Here is a 19,281-nt window from a genome sequence, read left to right on the forward strand (position 1 = left end):
GATGCGAAAAACCAGAATTTTGGTGTCGGTGTATTACGCCTACATGGTGGAATATCGTGCCGAACTTCTGTTTTGGGTGCTTTCGGGGAGCTTACCCCTGATCCTCATGGGAGTTTGGATTGAGGCAGCTCAAGAGGGTCAGTTTGGCTTGTCTCCCCTGGAGTTTACCCGCTATTTTCTTGCCGTTTTTCTAGTCCGGCAGTTTAGCGTCGTTTGGGTCGTGTGGGAGTTTGAGCGAGAGATTGTAGAAGGAAAGCTTTCCTTCCGCCTGTTGCAGCCGCTTGATCCGGGTTGGCATCATTTCGCCTCTCACTTTGCCGAACGATTTGCCCGATTGCCCTTCGCTATTATTCTGGTGGTTCTATTCTTTCTGCTCTATCCTCAGGCTCTCTGGACGCCGAGTTTGCCGAGCCTTTTGCTCTGCTTAGTCGCCGTTTTTTTGGCGTTCACGTTGCGGTTTATGATGCAATACACCTCCGCGATGTTTGCCTTCTGGACGGAGCGAGCCAGCGCGATCGAGCAGTTTTGGTTCCTGCTCTATCTGTTTCTTTCGGGTATGGTTGCCCCACTGGAAATTTTTCCGCCACTGTTGCGCGAAATTGTCCAGTGGACACCGTTTCCCTACATGATTTATTTCCCTGCCAGTATCCTGGTGGGGTTACCCGTCAACATTGGGCAGGGAATTTTGGTGACACTGGGTTGGATTGCCGTTTTCTTTGTCCTGAATCGCTGGCTTTGGCGACGCGGACTTAAACAATATTCAGGAATGGGTGCTTAAGCCTTTTTGTTTGACCGCCATGCTTCGGTCATACGACCCAGATTGGTGGTGAACTCTGACCAGCCGATGACACTGCCCGGAATATCCTCATCCCACGAAGCCGATAACACGCCATAGGTTAGCCCCAGTACACCCAGCCCAAAGAAGCCCATACTGACTAGCACAACTGCAACATTGGGCAACTCGATCAGGTGCTGGGTGACCACAAAGTAGCTAACGAAAAAGGTAGACATTCCTAAAAATGTAGGAACTCCACACAGCAACGCCATCCGTCGCACCATTCGCCGACTGACAGTGTCAGGGATCGCCGATGCGGTCAGCGATCGATCCACCTGTTTAGATTCTTTCTTTTTGATGGGCGATACTGTTTTTTTGACGGGTTGAGTCTGAGTAGGCTTAGCTTCAGGTTTGTCTTTGGCAGAGCCGTCACCCGATTTGCGGGTTTTGCCAGGTTCAAACGGCAGGCGATCGCGACTGGATGACTCTTGCTTAGAATCGGGCTGGGGATCAGACGACATAGATGCTTTAGCCGCGAATGCCGAGACGAGTGATCAGGGCGCGATACCGCTCTTGATCTTGCTTGAGAATGTATGCCAACAGCCGTTTGCGTTGACCAATCATTTTCAATAGCCCACGGCGAGAAGCGTGATCTTTTTTGTTGCCTTTGAGGTGAGCACTGAGCTTGTTAATGCGCTCAGTCAACATCGCAACCTGGACATCAGCCGATCCAGTATCGGTTTCGTGAATTTGGTATTCAGAGATAATTTCGTGTTTGCGCTCTTGCAGCAGTGCCATGAGAATCTTGTGTCGCTTTATCAATACAATCGCTGATCATATCACAGCTAACTGGGGGATTGGGATGGAAAAGTAGAAGGTTACTGACTCAACCAGGCGATCGCCTCCCGAATCCATTCTTCAGCGTTAGCATTTTTGGCAAGGGCTTTTTGTTGCCCCACTGCTCGTAAGGCTTGCATGATTTCCCCACTGGTGTATCCCAGTGCCAATAGCGTCATCTCTACATCCTCCTGTACAGTCGCCACTGGAGCCGCATCGGGGATTGTGGTTAGCCCAGATTGCATTCGCCACTCGGCTAACTTGGTTTTCAACTCCAGGGCAATGCGTTCGGCGGTCTTGGTGCCTACTCCTGGTGTCCGGGAGAGCAAACGTGTGTTGCTGGTGACGATCGCCTGTACCAGATCCTGTAGTCCCAACGTATCCAGTAGAGCGACTGCCAGCTGGGGACCGACCCCACTGACACTGATTAACTGCCGAAACAGATCGCGCTCTGCCATGGATGCAAATCCAAACAGCACCATCTGATCTTCGCGCACTTGTAACTGGGTAAAGACTTGAATGGTTTCGCCGATCGCTGACACATCTTGCAACAGTCGAGGCACGACCTGCACTTCGTAGCCAATCTGGTTAACCTCCAGGGTCAGCATGACGCGCGTAGGACTGATACGATGAATGCCTGCCAGGATGCCTTTGAGATAACTAATCATTGCTAATCGTTGCCGAAATTACATGCGCTTTTTGGTTCAAAAATTTTTGGATTGGTTGCCCCAACTTGACTATCGCGTTTGGATCTTAATCGCTGGGCGATCGCTCTCTCAATTAGGCACCGGATTCACCTTATTCTATGCTTCTATCTTTTTTGTAAATCAAGTGGGGTTATCTGCCACAGCTGTAGGCGTAGGGATCGGCAGCGCGTCTATCAGCGGTATTGTCGGTCGAATTCTGGGAGGCACGTTTGCCGATTCGCCCCAATGGGGACGACGCCCCACCTTGTTGCTGTCGTCAGCCATTTCCACCCTCGCAGCGGTTGTCCTATCTATCGCTACCACCTTTCCCCTATTCTTGCTGGGAAATCTGCTGATGGGATTTGGTGTGGGGTTGTATTGGCCTTCAACAGAAGCAGTGGTGGCAGACCTGACCCAAGCCGATCAACGCAACGAAGCCTATGCTCTGACCCGTCTTGGAGACAATTTGGGGTTGGGGTTGGGGGTCGTGTTAGGTGGGGCACTGATCACACTAACCGGAGCTTACCGTGCGCTGTTTGTCGTGGATGCGATTTCCTTTGCGATCTTCTTTGTGGTTGTCTATCGGGCGATCGCGGAAACCCGTGACCCCAATCAGCCTCATCCTCCGATGCTCAAAGGATGGGTAAGGGCTCTGAGCGATCGCATTTTGCTAATCTACGTGACGGTCAATATTCTGTTTACGACTTACCTGTCGCAAATGGAGAGTGCCTTACCGCTCTACTTTACCAACTTTGTCTCCCGACACACTGAAGCAGCAGGCTTTGCCCCCGGTACGCTCACCCTGCTATTTAGCTGGTACATGGGCTTGACTGTTGTCACTCAACTGCCAATCGCTCGCAGGCTCAACCGCTTTAGTCGTCCCAGAGTGTTAATTTTGTCGGCTTTGGCATGGGGCATTGGCTTTATTTTGATTTGGGTTACGGGCACGACTGCGATGGGGCAACTGCTTTGGGCAATGGCAGGGTTGGGAACGATGGCGATCGCTACGGCAGCTTACACGCCTGCGGCGTCCTCACTGGTGATTACCCTCGCTCCTGATTCATTGCGTGGCGTTTATCTGGCGGTTAACTCTCTGTGTTGGGCGTTGGGCTATTTTATTGGTCCCACCGTGGGTGGTTGGGCAATGGATCAGTCTCAGGCGATCGCAGATGGATTCTGGGTAGTCTCAGCCCTGAGTGTTGTAGTCGCTATTGGCATTCTGCAATACCTCGATCGCCTCTTACGACGAGCCTACCCCGTACAATAAAAAACACTGCCCCTGTCAAGAAGAGCTATGAAGATTGCTACCTGGAATGTCAATTCCATACGGATGCGCCTGGATCACACGACTCAATGGTTGCGAGATAACCCTGTGAATGTGTTGTGTGTTCAGGAAACCAAAGTTGAAAATAAAGACTTCCCTTTGGCTGCTTTCACTGAATTAGGCTATTTTGCCTACGTTCATGGGCAAAAGTCTTACAACGGGGTGGCCTTGCTTAGCCAGACTCCATTACTCGATGTCAAGATGGGTTTTGCTCCGGTACTGGGGGAGGAGTTAGTTGCTGATTTAGACGATCAGAAACGAGTCATTATGGGTGTGTTGGATGAGGTCTGCATTGTCAATCTCTATGTCCCCAATGGCTCATCGGTTGGCAGTGAGAAATATGAGTATAAGCTGCGATGGCTGGGGGTTTTGCGCGACTATCTCAAAGCTCTTTTGACGCAATATCCCAATTTATTAGTTTGTGGTGATTTCAACATTGCCCTGGAAGACCGCGACATCCACGACCCCACGGGACGGGAAAAAGAAGTCATGGCGACGGATGCGGAACGTGAAGCACTCCGTGCTGTTCTGGAACTGGGTTTGGCAGATGCATTTCGCAAATTTAATCAAGAGGAGGGACAGTTTAGCTGGTGGGATTATCGGGCGGCTGCCTTCCGTCGCAATCTGGGTTGGCGAATTGATCACCATTACCTATCGCCTCCACTCTACGAGCAAGCCAAAAGTTGTGTGATTGATAAAGCTCCTCGCAAGCTAGAGAAACCGAGCGACCATACCCCTGTTGTGGTGGAAATTTAGTATAAGACAGCACCCTCTATTTCCCACGGAAATGACTATAGACAGAGGCAAATTCTCTGGCATTTAGTGCCAATGGGTAAAAGAACACCATTCATCAACCCATTGCACAACTAGAAATTATGGCTTCTACTGTAGTAATTACCGGAGCATCGCAAGGAATTGGTAAAGCGATCGCCCAAAAGTTTGCCGGAGAGGGGTACAACGTCGTTTTATCGGCACGCCAAAGCGATCGCCTGGAAGCGGTGACGCAAGACCTGAAAACCTCTGGCTACGAAGCATTAGCCATTTCCACCGATGTCAAAGATCCAGAGCAGGTCAAGAATCTGATTCAGCGGGCGATCGCTCACTATGGGGCGATCGACGTGCTGATCAACAATGCGGGCATCTATCTCTCTGGTCCAGTTGAGGAATTTTCGTTGGACGACTGGCATCAGGCGATCGACACCAACCTGTGGGGGTATGTCCACACTATTCACGCCATTCTGCCGCACCTGCTGGAGCGGGGCAAAGGCACGATCGTCAACCTGGGTTCCATCGGGGGCAAAGTACCTGTACCCTATCTGGTGCCCTACACCACAACTAAATTTGCAGTTACCGGGCTGACTCAGGCTCTACAAGCGGAGCTATCGGTTAAAGGCATCCAGGTTTGCGGCATCTATCCCAACCTGATCAAAACTGATTTCCTGGAGCGAGCCATTTTTCGGGGCAAAGACGCAGAGGATGAGCGCGATCGCCGCCGCCAGGTTGAGCAATTGCTGGAAGTTCCTTTTGTAGAGAAGCCAGAGGATGTTGTTAAGGCTGTCTGGGAAGCTGTAACCCAAAATCGGGATGAAGTGGTCGTTGGGTCTGCAAAAATCTCATTGGCTTCTCACAATTTCCTGCCGGGAATTGTGCAGTGGATGATGCGAAAAGCTTTCCGCAATAAGGATCAGGATCAGCCGATCGCTTCCTAAGAGAGTTAGGGAGTTTGGAGTGAGTTCAGCCAAACGTTACCAGAATCCTTATCTGTCATATCAAATCTGGATGAAAGTGCAGGCTAGTGATACGAAGTCTGCTAAAGCAGACTAGAAGCGAGTCCAGTCCACTTGAGTAGACTTTCCTTACTCCCCATTCCCTACTCCCTATTTCCTACTCCCCACTCCCTTACTTTCCGTTGTCACCCACGATCGCCTTCATCCCTTCCAGGGTGGCAGGAATACTGCGGGGATCCATAAACATCACCTTGCTGCTGCCGCTAGCTCCGATCGCCGTTCCCATATCGAGGTAGTGCTGCGCCATGAGGAATTGGAGTGCCTCGTGAGCATTGGGATCGTTTTTGAGCACACTGGTGATCACTTGCAATGCCTCAGCAGTGGCTTGCGCTTGGAGCACCTGTTGTTGCCGCTCTGCTTGAGCTTTGAGAACGATCGCCTTTTGTTGTGCTTCTGCCTCTAGAATGGCAGCTTTTTGACGGGCTTCGGCTTCCAGAATGCGTGCCTCGGCTGCTCCTCGTGCGGTGTTCACGGCTGACTCACGTTCACCTTCCGAGGTGAGAATGGCAGCCCGTTTGCGGCGTTCGGCGGACATTTGCAATTCCATCGACTCCTGCACGGCTTTGGAGGGAATGATGTCTCGCAATTCCACGCGAGTCACCTTCACACCCCATGGGTCGGTGGCAATATCCAGATCGCGGAGGAGGATTTCATTGATTTGCGATCGCGCTGTAAAAGTGTCGTCGAGTTCTAACTGCCCCATCTCTGCCCGAATTTGGGTCAACACCAGGTTTACCATTGCCGCTTGCAGGTTTTGCACTTTGTAATAGGCTTTTGCCATATCCACAATGCGCCAGTACACAACCGCATCCACCGTGATAGACACGTTATCGCGAGTAATACAGGGCTGAGGCGGAATGTCTAAAACCTTTTCGCGAATGGTGTCTTGATAGGCGACGCGATCGATAAATGGAGCAACAAAATTTAAGCCAGGGCTAAGTTTTTTGTTGTAGCTGCCCAACCGCTCAACCAGTACTTCATTGCCCTGGTTTACGATTTTGACGGAACCAGCCAGACCTGCACCGCCTAATGCCAAAAATACGAGTAAGAAAAATCCTTCCATAATGACCTCTTAAGGTTTTGAGGGAAATAAACGGGATTTGTTACGAATTACTGATCAGTCGTCAATGGTTGATGGTCAATGGTTAATGGTCAAGGGTAGCGATCGCATTAATAACCAATTACTAATTACTAATGACCAATGACAAAAATCAAAGAGTCTAAGAATGTAACAAAGATTCAGGCATGACGATGAGAGTGGTGCCTTTGCGCCCCACCACATAAACGGGTTGATTGGCGGCGATCGCCAGGCTCTCATCGCTACATTTTGCCTGCCAGGAGTTGCCCTCATACAGCACCCGTCCCGTTTGACCAGCGGGAATTTCGGTGAGGGTCTTTGCTTCTCTTTCATCGTCGATGGTCTTTGGTTTACCAGTGGGTAAAAACCGCCGCACCAGGATGACCAAAATCACAGATAACACTAGCCATAGTGCTACTTGAATGCCAAAATGCGGTACAAATGGCGTTAACAACGCTACGATAATGGCACTAATGCCCATCGTAAATTCGACAAATGCCGTCGGCAAAAACAATTCCATCAGGCAAAGAATAACGCCTGCAATCAGCCAAATTGCTGCGGGACTCAACATACGAATCTCAGTTAGACACTGTTAAAGATCAATACAGTTACAGGGAGGGCGATCGCGGTCAAACTCAAAAAATTGAGATAAACCGAAGTTCGGAGAAATAACACCGGATGAACGAGGGGCTTAGGTGTTGTATTAGGAGCAACCCCAATCTATCTCAGGCTTTAGAATTTCGTGGATTTGTCAATCTATCTTTAACAGTTGCTTCGATCAAAAGATGATGGATGTGATGGGTAGCGATGAACGCAGCACACACGTCATCCCCGTAAAACCTTGCTTTAGTTCACGTTCTTTAATTCTCTGTCGGCATGATCATGAATAGCTCCCCATCTTCGATCCAGTGCCCTAATCCTGCTTGTCTCCACCCCGACAATTCCCTGGGACGACGGCTCTGCGATCGCTGCCAGACCCCCCTGGTCTACCGTTATCTTTGGGCATCAGGAGAAGGGATTGAGCAGATTCCCGCAGGCACTCAAGTGGGCGATCGCTATCTGGTCATGTTTCCCCAGGTCTGGCTTGATACTCAGCCTGCATTGCTACCCGCCATCCCCACTGAGTTTCCGGCGATCGCCATGCCGTACTTGCATCTGTTTGCTCAACGGCTACATGTGCCAGAGGTGTATGGGTTCAGCACGTTTGAAGGAATTGACGTCATTTTGCTGGACAACGTGCCCCTCGATCCATCGGGTCAACCGTTGCCTGCTCTAGAAACCCTGTGGACAAAAGTTTCAGCCGTACGGCAACTTTATTGGTTGTGGCAATTGTTGGAATTGTGGGTTCCACTCCAAACTCAGGGAGTCGCCAATAGCCTTCTTGTGCCGGATAACGTGCGGGTTGAAGGATGGCGAGTCCGCCTGCGAGAACTCTACCCCGATGCGACTGGAGGAGCCACGGCAAAACCGCCCACTCTGGCTGCACTGGCGGCGGTCTGGATGCGGTGGATAAAGTCTGCTAATGAGACGATCGCCCCCCAACTACAAGCGATCGCCCAGCAAATGCAAACCGTTCCAACGAATGAGGCCGGTTATAGAACTGTCTCGACTGCGTTAAACCAGTTGTTGTTGGAGCGAGCCGCCGATGTTCCTCTGCGGTTACAGGTCGTCACCCGGTCGTCTACGGGCACACAGCGATCGCACAACGAAGATGCTTGCTTTCCGCCAGAAGGTAAAGCGATTGACCTGTTTTCTTCAACTGACCCACTTTTGCCCCACCTGGCGATCGTCTGTGATGGTATCGGCGGACATGCAGGGGGAGAAGTCGCCTCTCAACTCGCCATTCGATCGCTGCAACTTCAGATTCGGGCGTTGTTGGCAGAAGTGGCAGAGCAGACGGAGTTAATTCCCCCGGATGTCGTGATGCAGCAGATTGAAGCCATCATTCGGGTGGTGAATAACCTGATCGCAGGACAGAACAATGAGCAGGGACGAGAAGCCCGTCAGCGCATGGGCACGACCCTCGTGCTGGCACTCCAGTTGCCGCAAAAGCTCACCACCGAGATGGGGGCACGCAACACGCATGAGTTATACATTGCCAATGTGGGGGATAGTCGTGCTTACTGGATTACCCCTCGCTATTGCCACCAACTCACCGTAGACGACGACATCGCAACGCGAGAAGTGCGACTGGGACGCAGTCTTTATCACGAGTCGCTGAGACGAGCCGATGCAGGGGCACTCATTCAGGCATTAGGAACCCGTGATGCAGAAACCATCTTCCCCACGGTACGACGTTTCATGATTGAGGAAGAAGGGGTGTTGTTGCTCTGTTCGGATGGGTTGAGTGACAACGGCTTAGTGGAGCGATCGTGGGAGTCGATGACCCATGGTTTGTTCAAAGGCAAGATGCCGTTGGAGATTGTCGCTCAAACCTGGCTTGAACTCGCTAATCGGCACAATGGACATGACAACATTTCCATCGTGATGCTATATTGCCGAGTCACCCAGGAAGAACCGACCCTATTCGACCCCAATGCGCCCGCAACCCCTTCAGAACTGACCCCCATCTCACCCCTCTCTGAAGCCTCCAGAGCCTTGCTTTACGATCAGGATGCTGAGGAAGATCTGGAACCCGTCTCCGAGGAACCACAGCGGCGATCGCCCAATTATTTGGCTCTCACCTTCGGTCTGCTGGTGCTGTTTATCCTGTTGGGTGGCATGGGGTTATCTATTTGGCGGCAGGTCGATCCCGTTGGCTTTGGGCAGACCTGGGAGCGATTGCTGCAACCCTCGCAGGAGTAGAGAGTAGGGAGTAGAGGAGTAGGGAGTAGAGGAGTAGGCAGTGGAGCTTTTGCTTACCCCACTGTTCAGACGGCGTGAGCTTGGTCGAACGCTCAGTCGAGCCGTCGAATACTGAATGCTTATAGCGGGTGACAACGGGAACAAACACGCTTTAATCGATACACCCACTCCCCACTCTCCATCCCCCGTTTATTGAGAATGCTTGGACTCGTGCTTGCTGAACTCAACCCCATTCCCCACTCCCTACTCCCCATTCCCCCTTACTTGCTGCGGGTAATTTGATAAATCTGCTGAGTCTGTTGTCGCAGAGTGTCGATGTCTTCCTCTGCCAGGTTTTTGACGTAGTTCACCTTGACCTCCTCTAAGAAGACCGTCAGCAGAGCCTCAATCTCTTCAAGAGTCTGCTCCTCTTGCACCTCCGCTCGAAAGGTTGTCATGAGATGTTCGATCAGTTGACGGGTGAGTTCTGCCCCGGTCGTGTCCTTCAACGATTCGACCAGCGCATGATATGCCGTCTCAGAAACTTCGCTGGCAATGCGATCGGTCAGTTGTTTAGAAAGATCGGTCACACCGGGAACGAGTTGCAATCCGTTGTAGGCAGGCAACTGCTGCAAAACGCGCGATAGGCTATGTTGGATAATCGCCTGCACATCCGGCTTGATTTGGGGTAAGACACGATAGACCAATACTGAGATCAGCCGATTGGCGATCGCCTCTACTTCATCCACCCCACTCAGTTCGATATATCGCTTGCGAGTATCGGGCTTGAGCAACAAACGGGTCACATTGCCATCCCGCAGCAGGTTTTGGGTTTGATCAATAATCCGCAGGACAACAATTTCCGTCAGTTCTACCGCAAAGTTGGCAACTAGACTGTGGCTCATACGGTTACGCAGGGGTTCCAGGTTGACCAGTTTGGCTTGATTCAGCCGAATCACCACGGGGATTACCCGTAACCATCGCCAAAACGGAATCAGCAACAGCAGGTCATACCACCGCCAGAGAATCGTGTCGAACCAACTGACTCCCCGATAACGGCGACTGAGGTAAAAGGTGCGGGCTAAGAGCTCCAGCGCAAAGATCCCTACAAACCAAATATCAAGTTTCCAGAAGCGATCGACAAAGCCACCCGTCTCGTCAATGCTACGGAAGTAGTTTGTCGCTATGACAGGACGGATCTCGTTTTCAAAGAAGGCGATTTCCTGGTTAAAGCCCTGCTGGCTCAGATAGTTCTGACTCCAAAAGGTGGCAAACGATTGCTTCGATGAGTCGTTACCGATGCGATCGCGCATGTCGTTTTTGATGCGCTCCAGTTGCCCCGACTTGCCCACCAACTCAAATGGATTCTCATCGATCATTTTGTCGCTCTGGGCACGCAAGTCGCTGAGTAACCGATTGACCTCAGGAGACGACAAACCTGTTTGAGTCACCTGTTCTGTGAGGCGATCGACCGTCTCGAGGTAAGCAACCGTGTCTCGATGTGGCTCGATGCCTTTAAATTGTTCCCCATACCACTGGGTAAATGCCGGAAACTGCTTCAGATACCAGTCCCGCCAGGGAATGTAGCTCATGTCAAAGGCGACGAGTCCTAAATTCAGTAGAGCAAGGGCAGCGATCGCCCGGTCAAACCAGAGGCTAAGGCGCGATCGGGTTGGTTGTGGCTCTCGACGAGCAAGCATATCAGGGCAGATGAAGAATGAGTACCCAATCACTATGAAGCAACGCCAGACACTGAGCAAGGGGGAATGGGGGTTGGGTAAAGGACTGCGATAAAATAGCCAATGACGCTTCTCTCATTTTTCTTAACAGGTTTTAATTATGCAAACGTCCGCGGCACCTGCAACCAGAGCCTATTGGCACTGGCGAGGGCATTCGATTTTTTATGTCAAAGCAGGACATCGTCAGAACGATAACCCTCCCCTGCTGCTGGTTCATGGGTTTGGTGCCTCAACGGATCATTGGCGCAAAAATATTGCTGATTTAAGCCGTGACTTTGAAGTGTGGGCGATCGATCTGTTGGGGTTTGGGCGATCGGCAAAACCCGATCAGCCTTACAGTGGGGATCTCTGGCGCGACCAACTCCATGACTTTATTCAAGACGTGATACGGCGACCTGCCATCCTCGCAGGCAATTCGTTAGGTGGTTATGCCTCACTATGTGTGGCGGCTCAACGTCCTGAATCTGCAAAAGGACTGGTGTTGATTAACAGTGCGGGTCCTTTCACCGAGGCAGATGGCGAAGCAAAGCCCGACCCTTTCCAAAAGTTTTTGGGCGATATGGCGCGATCGCTCCTTTTGCAACCTGTGCCCAGTTACCTCTTGTTTCAATACGTCCGGCAGCGATCGGTGATTCGTCAAACGCTAGAGCGGGTTTACCTCGACAAAAGTGCGGTGACTGACGAGTTAGTTGAAGATATCTACCGTCCATCCTGTGACCCAGGAGCAGTGGCAGTTTTTGCCTCTGTGTTTAAGTCTCCTCAGGGCGAAAAAGTAGATGTGCTGTTGCAGCAGATGACCTGCCCTCTGCTCACCATTTGGGGTGAAGCCGACCCCTGGATGAACTCTCGCGCTCGTGGAGTCCGGTTTCGGGAACATTACCCCTCGCTAATGGAGCACTACATCACCGCCGGACACTGCCCCCACGATGAAGTTCCCGATCAGGTAGATGCGCTGATTCGAGACTGGGTTGAGCAATCTGTAAAATAACTAGACGTGGTGAAATAGGAGTAGCCATAGCGGGATCGCCAATAGCAACAATGCCGTTGAAACCACAATGCTGCTGGCGATCAAGTCGCGATCGAGTTCATATTCCTCTGCCAGGATCAGCCCTGCAAAGGCTGTTGGCATCCCCGACATCAGCACCAGAGCAAGGCGAGGCTCGACGGGCAATCCCATCAACGTGGTAACAATGCCTACCAGGAGCGGCAGTAACAGCACCTTTAAGACTGCTGGCACAATCGCTGTCCGGAGGCTTTGCCACCCTTTGAGTTGACGCAATCGCATCCCCATCAGCAATAGCGCAGAGGGGACGATCACCCAGAGAGAGGCGTGCAGGGTTGCTTCTACTTCAGTCGGCAGGGGCACTGGGCGTGTTAGAGAACCGAGCATAAATGCCCACAGCGAAGGCACTGTTAACACATCCCGCACCTGAATTAGCCAGTGATTGGTTTGTTTCGATCGCCCATAATAGCTGGCTAAGAAAACCCCAATCCCGTAAGTTCCCACAATATTATTGGTGACGCTGTAAAAGATAATCCAGCCCACATAGTCATCAGGCACAAAGGTAGGGGCGATCGCTAACCCCACAAATCCCGTGTTGCCAATCATTGACGAGAGAATAAAACTGCCCCGGCGGGATGGAAGTTGCCATGGATGAAGAGACTGATCTTCCTCAGAGGTAGAGTCAGAAGCAAGGGATGGGGTCAAGGGCTTCAAAGCCCGTAACACCAACCAACTCAGCAACAAACCACCTAATAGAGTGGCGATCGTGACAAAGGGAGCTAACTCGATCCGGCTTGAGAGATCCGTTTGCCGTGCCAACGTAAAAATTTGCAGGGGAACCCCTACCCAGTAAAGGCTACGCCCTAAAAACCGGGGAAAGCTATCCGGCAAAACATTCAACAGCAAAACCCCAAGCCCAGTCCACAGCAAAAACGGCGCGTAAGCCTGCAACAGGGTATCTGTCATGAGTGAGGAAAATAAGGGAGTAACCGCCTACGGCAAAACCGTAATTTCCTGGATGCGCCACTGCCCATCCTGACGAATCAAATCATACTGGACTTGTAAGGTTTCGTCACGTGAGGAACCAACATCCGGTTGACCGTTGCTGTAGGCATTCACCGCTTCAACGACCTCTGCCACCACCTGAGTTTGGTTGGTATCGGTGGGATTGGGAGTTACTGATTCAATTTTGACACTGTGCTCATATTCGTAATACACCCCATTCTCCTCGGCTTCTGCGGCTTGAGCTTGCCATGCAGTCAGCGTTGTGCCAGTTAAAATCTGGGGTAGTTGATCAGCCGCATGAGTTCGTCCCATTGCGGCAGCTTTTGCCTGAAGCCACGTCTCCACTACTTCCTGAGCCGTCTCATTAGTGAGTGGAGCGTTTTGATCAGGAGGAATCAGGGGTTCTGCGCGTGTGACCAGTGGGCTACCAAATTGGGACTGTAGCACGAGCGGTTCAGGGGCATTGTTAGCGCGAGTCAAGCGCACCAGGCTAAAGATTAACAGCCCAACACCCAGAAATCCCAGTGCCACTGTAAACATCAGCCGATCGAGTCGCAGCGTTTGACGATGTCCTGGATGACGTGGAATTGAGTCTAACTTGGGAATATGGGGGTTATCAGGGACTCGCCCTCTCTTATCAGCACTGGGCCGCCCCCCAGGTCCCCCTAGGCGACCCTCTGGTGACAGTTGAGATACTCGCTCAGCCGTTGGCATTGTGCTGGAGCCATTTTGATGCCCCACAGCCGTGGTTTCGAGTGTCGCGGTAGCGGCTTTGCTCGCCATCGCTCGATGCCCTGCTTGATCGGCAGTTCGACTGCGTTGGCTCAAGTCAGCCACTTCTCGATGGTTGGAAGAGGCTCCACTTACGGCTCTGGCATAGCTACCTTGCCCATTTCCAGAGACGACCGTCCACTGGTTCGTTGGAGTCTCAACCTCGTTGGGCAACTCCTCTAAATAGGCTTGCACCTGCTCATTGGCAAAGTAGTCTTTGAGGGATACCTGCTGATGTGCCAGGTCGCGGAAGTGGGGAAACACTTCATTCTGCAACCAACGTTCGGCATACAGACACAACCCCGGCAACAAATCAGGAGAGCCTTGCGAGTGCTCGCGAATAAATGCCAGCGATTCATATTCCTGGCTCAGTTCTAGAGCGCGACTGGCTTCTTCAGTTTGCCCCAATAATAGAGCACACACCGCCTGCTCCAGGTGAACGTCTTGACGAGTGCCCAACCGGACGAGCATCAGCTTGGCACGGCGAATCAGGGCAGGTTGCTGATAGGCAAAACCACGGGCTAGCAGCGCATATACTGCCAAATAGGTCGCTACGGCTGAGGGGCGACGGGCTTCCACTTCAAACAGGGTTTGCTGTTCTGCCGAGGTGAGATAGCTGCGGAGTTGCTGGATAAACCGGAGGAAGTCGTCAATGGTCAACCCTGATTGATCATCCCCTGATCCATCGATGCCACCTCGATCTTGCAGCATGTCGCGCAGTAAGTTCATTCCCTGGCGACGTTCTGCCTCGTTAGCCTCTGGTAGTGCCAACAGCTCTAGAATCCGGTATGGACGTAATTTGAAGAGATCTGATTGCATTTCACCTCGCACGCTGGCGAACAGCCCTTCCCTTAACAATAACTCTTGACCCGTCTGCAACGACTCGGCAGCATTTTCGTATTGTGCTTGTTGCCATTGCTCCCGTCCCAGTTCCAGACAGGCAAAGGCAAGGGTTAATACAATGTCAGCTAACACGATATCGGGTTGTCCTAATCGCCCGGTATTGAGGTTGAGGCTACCACTGCTGAGATAGGGCCGCCCTAATTTTAGAACAAGCTCGTATTCTCCTAGCTCTAGCAAAATGAGTAATGCACCGACAAATTGGTGATCTTGAATTTCGATGCTGGAGGTGTACGGATCGGCGGGGGTGCTGGCACTAAAGGCTTCTTTAAAGAGAGCATCTGGGTCAGCTGGAACCGACTGGCTTAACCGCTCATGCTCTAAGTCGTAGGACTTGGTAAGGAAGGTCGCGTCATACGCCTGACGCTTTTCGGGATTAGACAGGATGGCGTATGCCTCATCCAGCAATTGCTTGCGGGCGACGATCGCCGCTTCTGAATATTCTCGTCGGGGGAGTTGCAACGTGCGATCGCGATGAGCCTGCCGCAATTGCTCAGCCGTTGCCTGAATTGGTAATCCTAAAATTCGGTAGTAATCAAGCGGAATTCGCACGGTCCACTTCCCCAACAGAGAACAACATTTAAATAAAGTGGTTTAATATCGCCTTCAAACCCTGACAAGCGTCGCGCCTGTATTGCTTTGGCGGCGTTCACAAAATTTACTCATCAGCATAGACAAAAAACTGCCAAATTTAACATAACTTTCAGTAACTTATAGAAATCGCTCCAGGAGTTAACGCAAAAGACATCACATCCAGGCTTCTGTACCACTCAGTAACGATAATGGATCAGCGACGACATGGGATGATGTTCTAAACCCCCAATCCAGAAAAATCACGAGTCACCACCAGAAATCCTTGAGAAAATGGAACTGTTATCGGTTTTATAAGACTGTCATCTGAGAGGCAGACCAACATGAGTGCTAGCGATGTTAGCTCTAGAAGGTGGTTTAACTGAGCTAAAGCACTGTTGATAGGTGAGGTCACTCAAGCTATACGGATTCCGTAACCAGTACGGCTATGGAAGCCATTTAGTATAGCTCAAACTTGTGAGAGTGACGATATGGTTAATGTAGATTTGCATACCGAAGCCTGTTAAGATCTGGGATTGCGCTAGTAAATTGCCATCCCATATCGGCTGTAAAGACTCGCCTGCAAGGATATTGTTGTAAGGACACTACAAACCCATGGTTCAAGAACGAACACTACCGACCTTTCAAGCTACAGCAACTTCTGTCACCCGCGACGAAGGGTTGACGCTCTATAAAGATATGGTCTTGGGGCGTTCTTTTGAAGACAAGTGTGCTGAGATGTATTATCGCGGCAAAATGTTTGGCTTCGTTCACCTTTACAACGGACAGGAAGCCGTTTCGACGGGCGTGATTCAAGCAATGCGTCCGGGGGAAGATTATGTGTGCAGCACCTATCGCGATCACGTTCACGCGCTCAGCGTGGGGGTTCCGGCGCGGGAAGTGATGGCAGAGCTATTTGGCAAAGCCACAGGCTGTAGTAAGGGGCGTGGTGGCTCGATGCACCTGTTTTCATCAGAACACCGCTTACTCGGCGGTTATGCCTTCATCGGGGAGGGAATTCCGGTTGCGCTGGGGGCAGCGTTTCAATCAAAATATCGCCGTGAAACGATGGGGGATGAATCTGCCGATCAAGTCACAGCGGCTTTTTTTGGCGATGGCACAACCAACAACGGGCAATTTTTTGAATGCTTGAATATGGCAGCCCTGTGGAAGCTACCCATCCTATTTGTGGTTGAAAACAACAAATGGGCGATCGGTATGGCACATGAACGCGCCACGTCTCAACCCGAAATCTATAAAAAGGGGGCTGCCTTTGGCATGGTCGGGGTTGAGGTGGATGGCATGGATGTGTTAGCGGTGCGTGCTGTCGCTCAAGAGGCGATCGCCCGTGCTCGTGCAGGCGAAGGACCAACCCTGATCGAGGCATTGACCTACCGCTTCCGGGGACACTCTCTGGCGGACCCCGACGAACTCCGCTCTAAAACTGAGAAAGATTTTTGGCTGGCTCGTGATCCGATTAAGCAATTAGCTGCCCATCTGACCAATCACAACCTGGCAACGGCTGATGAGCTAAAGGCGATTGACCGGGAAATTCAATCCATTGTTGAAGATGCTGTGCAGTTTGCTCAAGACAGCCCTGAGCCAGATCCCAGTGAACTCTATCGCTATGTCTTCGCCGAAGACGAGTAAGAGAAACTAGAAAATCGAAGATAGATAAAGAGAAAGACGTTGCTTAAAAACACGCCTTTCTTTTTTAGGGCTGAGATGAATGGGTACAGCTATTGTCATTTGGGTCAAGGCAGGGAGTGTGAAGGCTTCCACCAGCTAAGGGTTTCACCCTTTCCCTGGTTCTAACTCGGGTGGCTATGGCTATACGCCGCATCGAATGCGGCTACGGCTATACTTTGGGTTAAAGGTGAGACACCTCGAATTTTTCGTTCCCTCTTCTCTCTTCTTTTCGCCATCATGCCCGATCCCATCATGTACAGTGAGGATGCCTACGTCGTGTTGGAACCTAACCAACCAGAACGGTTCCTCACTGCGCCAGAACTCTTCGAAAAACTTAAAATCGTCCTGACTTCCCGCCAGGACGATCTACCGAGAGACTTACAAAAGTTTGCGACAGTGGATGAGCAAACCCAATATTTAATGGAAACAGCCTGTGAGATTGATGTCGCTCCAGGACATTATCTCCAGTGGTATGTTGTGCGCCTGGAGAAATAACCTAAGCCGTCACTGGCGAGGTTTCAGGAATAGCGATCAGTGCTACATTTATCTGTTCCTCATCGGGTTGGGACAACTCGACCCGCAAACCGGGTCCAAAGAAAGTCTCCATTTTGTCCCGCTTTTGCTGCCAGGTTTCAAATGGAATCGCTGGAGACTCAAATTCCAGGATCAGGGCATAGGCACCCGCGATCGCCGTTTCATGGATCGCTTGCAGCGTGGGTCGCTCCTCATCGTTTGGGCTAAGCCCCAGGTGACTGAGAGAGCTATCTAAATGAGCCGATTGTCCATAGCGATAGCGAGTGACATCTTTGCGAATTTGATTTTGGGTCGAGGTGGCTTGCTGCTCTCGCAATGCCAACACATCTGGTGATGTCGGCTGAGCATAAGGAACTGGCTCTAGCTCAGCTGCCTTGAGAGCTAACCCCCCCAACAACAGAGGAATGCCATAGAAGAAGCCAATTAAATTGAGGGTTGCACTTTGTGAGAAATAGGCAACAAAGCCCACTACCGTCAAAAGCCCACCGACGACTAACCCAACTGTGCCTAAAGAAACCTTGCCTAACATGCTGATGAATTAAATTGTTCTCTTTACAATTATTCACCAGATCGACTCTGCATTAGGATGAATTAAGAACAACCGTTTAGATTGCCAAGGAATAGCCAAACCATGCTTGATCCCCAAACCTTACAAGAACGCATTCGCGTCGTCGAGAGCAAACGTGACTCCCTCGTGCGGTTGTTAGAACAACCCAATTTAGGCACCTTGCGGATTGATGTCAATCAGGCACTCGAAGAAATTGACGAATTGATTGACGAGTTTAAGAAAACTTTTCCCAATATTAGTGGTAGCGAAACTATCTAAAGGCATAGTCAGAGAGGGGTAGATGCAGTCAAAGAGCAAACTCCCCCATCTGACTCAACCAGATTCACTATGACAGCTCAACTCACTATGACAGCTCAACTCACTATGACAGCTCGACTCGCTGCCCCAATTGCAACACAACGGTGATCAGTTCTTCGAGAGGAACTTCTTTATCGCAAAATGCGTCAATCTTAGCGGTCTGGATCATGACTTCGATCTGTGGATCACGGACGGATGAGTAAGCCACAATTTGAGTCTGAGGATAAAGACTTTTAATGTGAGTAGACGCACTTAACCCATCCATGACTGGCATTTGCAAGTCTAGAATGACAACGTCAGGACGATGTTGCCGAACCATCTCAACTCCTTCCTGACCATTTCTGGCGACCGCCACAACATCCACTTGAGGATGGCGTTGTAGAGCCGATTTAAGGCTAAAACGGACCAGTTCATGGTCATCGACCACCATCACACGAAGATTTCGACAACGATTAGGTAACATTCCCACTGAGCTGCTACACGACTCTGTTTGTGAACCAAGCATAAGACTATATCACTACTGTATTCAGAGAATGGCTGTTGATCCCTCTATCGTTTGGGCGAACTCTATCCGAAAAAGTTCAAATTGCGATTCAATATTATTAAGACAGAAACACCGAAGAGAGACGCGATCGCCTCAGTATTTCCGACTCAATTCAACCCGTTTGACTCAGTTAACAGGGGTTAACTTGCACTATCTATTGTTATTTTGTCTACCCTACAAGTAGCATTATTCAACGTCATAACTATAGGAATTATTCTTCGGTCAGACATCAGTCAGATGGCGGAAACTCAGTACTGGGTGAGATATACCGCTAGAGAACACCAAATCGGCAAGACGATTTGTAGTGGTTCATGAAACAATAGGAAAGGAGCTAGGAAATGAGATCAAGCTCAATTAGAACGGGTTTAGATTGCCGTTCTCTAATCATTC

19 protein-coding genes are annotated in these 19,281 nt (G+C 50.8%); 9 read left to right on the forward strand and 10 right to left on the reverse strand.

Annotation, left to right across the window (positions count from 1 at the left end; genetic code table 11):
* The first annotated feature begins 43 nt into the window (after positions 1–43).
* Positions 44–778 carry an ABC transporter permease gene (locus tag H6G89_RS22985; RefSeq protein WP_206758109.1) on the forward strand — a complete coding sequence of 245 codons (735 nt, stop codon included), beginning with the start codon at positions 44–46 and terminating at the stop codon, positions 776–778.
* On the opposite strand, the gene H6G89_RS22990 is transcribed toward H6G89_RS22985, so the two are convergent.
* From H6G89_RS22990 to ruvA, 3 genes are all read right to left on the reverse strand, one after another.
* Positions 775–1,296: a PAM68 family protein gene (locus H6G89_RS22990; RefSeq protein WP_190510778.1), complete on the reverse strand. Its 522-nt coding sequence runs from the start codon at positions 1,294–1,296 to the stop codon at positions 775–777. The two genes, H6G89_RS22985 and H6G89_RS22990, sit on opposite strands and share 4 nt — an antisense overlap.
* Positions 1,297–1,303: 7 nt before the next feature.
* Positions 1,304–1,573, reverse strand: coding sequence for a 30S ribosomal protein S15 (gene rpsO / locus H6G89_RS22995; protein ID WP_190510780.1), 270 nt, complete (start codon positions 1,571–1,573; stop codon positions 1,304–1,306).
* 80 nt (positions 1,574–1,653) lie between these two features.
* Positions 1,654–2,280, reverse strand: a complete 627-nt coding sequence (gene ruvA / locus H6G89_RS23000; protein WP_190510782.1) for a Holliday junction branch migration protein RuvA — start codon at positions 2,278–2,280, stop codon at positions 1,654–1,656.
* 22 nt (positions 2,281–2,302) lie between these two features.
* Here ruvA and H6G89_RS23005 point away from each other — a divergent pair, with 22 nt between their 5' ends.
* The 3 genes from H6G89_RS23005 to H6G89_RS23015 all read left to right on the forward strand — a co-directional run bounded on the left by H6G89_RS23005 (position 2,303) and on the right by H6G89_RS23015 (position 5,331).
* Positions 2,303–3,565 carry an MFS transporter gene (locus H6G89_RS23005; protein ID WP_190510784.1) on the forward strand — a complete coding sequence of 421 codons (1,263 nt, stop codon included), beginning with the start codon at positions 2,303–2,305 and terminating at the stop codon, positions 3,563–3,565.
* A gap of 27 nt (positions 3,566–3,592) precedes the next feature.
* Positions 3,593–4,378, forward strand: coding sequence for an exodeoxyribonuclease III (gene xth, locus H6G89_RS23010; RefSeq protein ID WP_190510785.1), 786 nt, complete (start codon positions 3,593–3,595; stop codon positions 4,376–4,378).
* Positions 4,379–4,497: 119 nt separating this feature from the next.
* Positions 4,498–5,331, forward strand: a complete 834-nt coding sequence (locus tag H6G89_RS23015; protein ID WP_190510787.1) for an SDR family NAD(P)-dependent oxidoreductase — start codon at positions 4,498–4,500, stop codon at positions 5,329–5,331.
* A gap of 190 nt (positions 5,332–5,521) precedes the next feature.
* Here the strand turns inward: H6G89_RS23015 and H6G89_RS23020 are convergent, their stop codons facing one another.
* Together H6G89_RS23020 and H6G89_RS23025 are read right to left on the reverse strand one after the other, a co-directional pair.
* Positions 5,522–6,472, reverse strand: coding sequence for an SPFH domain-containing protein (locus tag H6G89_RS23020; protein ID WP_190510789.1), 951 nt, complete (start codon positions 6,470–6,472; stop codon positions 5,522–5,524).
* Positions 6,473–6,629: 157 nt separating this feature from the next.
* Positions 6,630–7,058, reverse strand: coding sequence for an NfeD family protein (locus tag H6G89_RS23025; protein WP_190510791.1), 429 nt, complete (start codon positions 7,056–7,058; stop codon positions 6,630–6,632).
* Positions 7,059–7,369: 311 nt separating this feature from the next.
* Here H6G89_RS23025 and H6G89_RS23030 point away from each other — a divergent pair, with 311 nt between their 5' ends.
* Positions 7,370–9,292, forward strand: a complete 1,923-nt coding sequence (locus H6G89_RS23030; protein ID WP_190510794.1) for a PP2C family protein-serine/threonine phosphatase — start codon at positions 7,370–7,372, stop codon at positions 9,290–9,292.
* Between the two features lie 260 nt (positions 9,293–9,552).
* On the opposite strand, the gene H6G89_RS23035 is transcribed toward H6G89_RS23030, so the two are convergent.
* A complete protein-coding gene (locus H6G89_RS23035; protein ID WP_190510800.1) occupies positions 9,553–10,971 on the reverse strand; it encodes a hypothetical protein in 1,419 nt (472 codons plus the stop codon).
* Positions 10,972–11,110: 139 nt separating this feature from the next.
* Between H6G89_RS23035 and H6G89_RS23040 the strand changes: the two genes are divergently transcribed.
* Positions 11,111–11,998 carry an alpha/beta fold hydrolase gene (locus H6G89_RS23040; RefSeq protein WP_190510802.1) on the forward strand — a complete coding sequence of 296 codons (888 nt, stop codon included), beginning with the start codon at positions 11,111–11,113 and terminating at the stop codon, positions 11,996–11,998.
* Here H6G89_RS23040 and H6G89_RS23045 read toward each other — a convergent pair whose 3' ends face one another.
* Both H6G89_RS23045 and H6G89_RS23050 read right to left on the reverse strand, forming a co-directional pair.
* Complete coding sequence (locus H6G89_RS23045) at positions 11,999–12,979, reverse strand: AEC family transporter (protein WP_190510804.1); 981 nt, start codon at positions 12,977–12,979, stop codon at positions 11,999–12,001.
* A gap of 27 nt (positions 12,980–13,006) precedes the next feature.
* Positions 13,007–15,241 carry an IMS domain-containing protein gene (locus H6G89_RS23050; protein WP_190510805.1) on the reverse strand — a complete coding sequence of 745 codons (2,235 nt, stop codon included), beginning with the start codon at positions 15,239–15,241 and terminating at the stop codon, positions 13,007–13,009.
* A 633-nt stretch (positions 15,242–15,874) separates the two neighbouring features.
* Here H6G89_RS23050 and pdhA point away from each other — a divergent pair.
* The gene (pdhA, locus tag H6G89_RS23055; RefSeq protein ID WP_190510807.1) at positions 15,875–16,909 is read left to right on the forward strand and encodes a pyruvate dehydrogenase (acetyl-transferring) E1 component subunit alpha; all 1,035 of its coding nucleotides are present in this window, start codon (positions 15,875–15,877) and stop codon (positions 16,907–16,909) included.
* 276 nt (positions 16,910–17,185) lie between these two features.
* Positions 17,186–17,443, forward strand: a complete 258-nt coding sequence (locus H6G89_RS23060) for a chlororespiratory reduction protein 7 (protein WP_190510809.1) — start codon at positions 17,186–17,188, stop codon at positions 17,441–17,443.
* 1 nt (position 17,444) lies between these two features.
* Here H6G89_RS23060 and H6G89_RS23065 read toward each other — a convergent pair whose 3' ends face one another.
* On the reverse strand, positions 17,445–18,011 hold the full coding sequence (locus H6G89_RS23065) for a DUF2854 domain-containing protein (protein WP_190510811.1): 567 nt from the start codon (positions 18,009–18,011) through the stop codon (positions 17,445–17,447).
* Between the two features lie 102 nt (positions 18,012–18,113).
* On the opposite strand from H6G89_RS23065, the gene H6G89_RS23070 reads away from it, so the two are divergent.
* Positions 18,114–18,308, forward strand: coding sequence for a hypothetical protein (locus H6G89_RS23070; protein WP_190510813.1), 195 nt, complete (start codon positions 18,114–18,116; stop codon positions 18,306–18,308).
* Between the two features lie 103 nt (positions 18,309–18,411).
* Here H6G89_RS23070 and H6G89_RS23075 read toward each other — a convergent pair whose 3' ends face one another.
* A complete protein-coding gene (locus H6G89_RS23075) occupies positions 18,412–18,810 on the reverse strand; it encodes a response regulator (RefSeq protein WP_190510815.1) in 399 nt (132 codons plus the stop codon).
* Positions 18,811–19,281 lie beyond the last annotated feature (471 nt).

Origin of the sequence: Oscillatoria sp. FACHB-1407 (assembly GCF_014697545.1) — a bacterium.
Taxonomy (GTDB): Bacteria; Cyanobacteriota; Cyanobacteriia; order Elainellales; family Elainellaceae; genus FACHB-1407.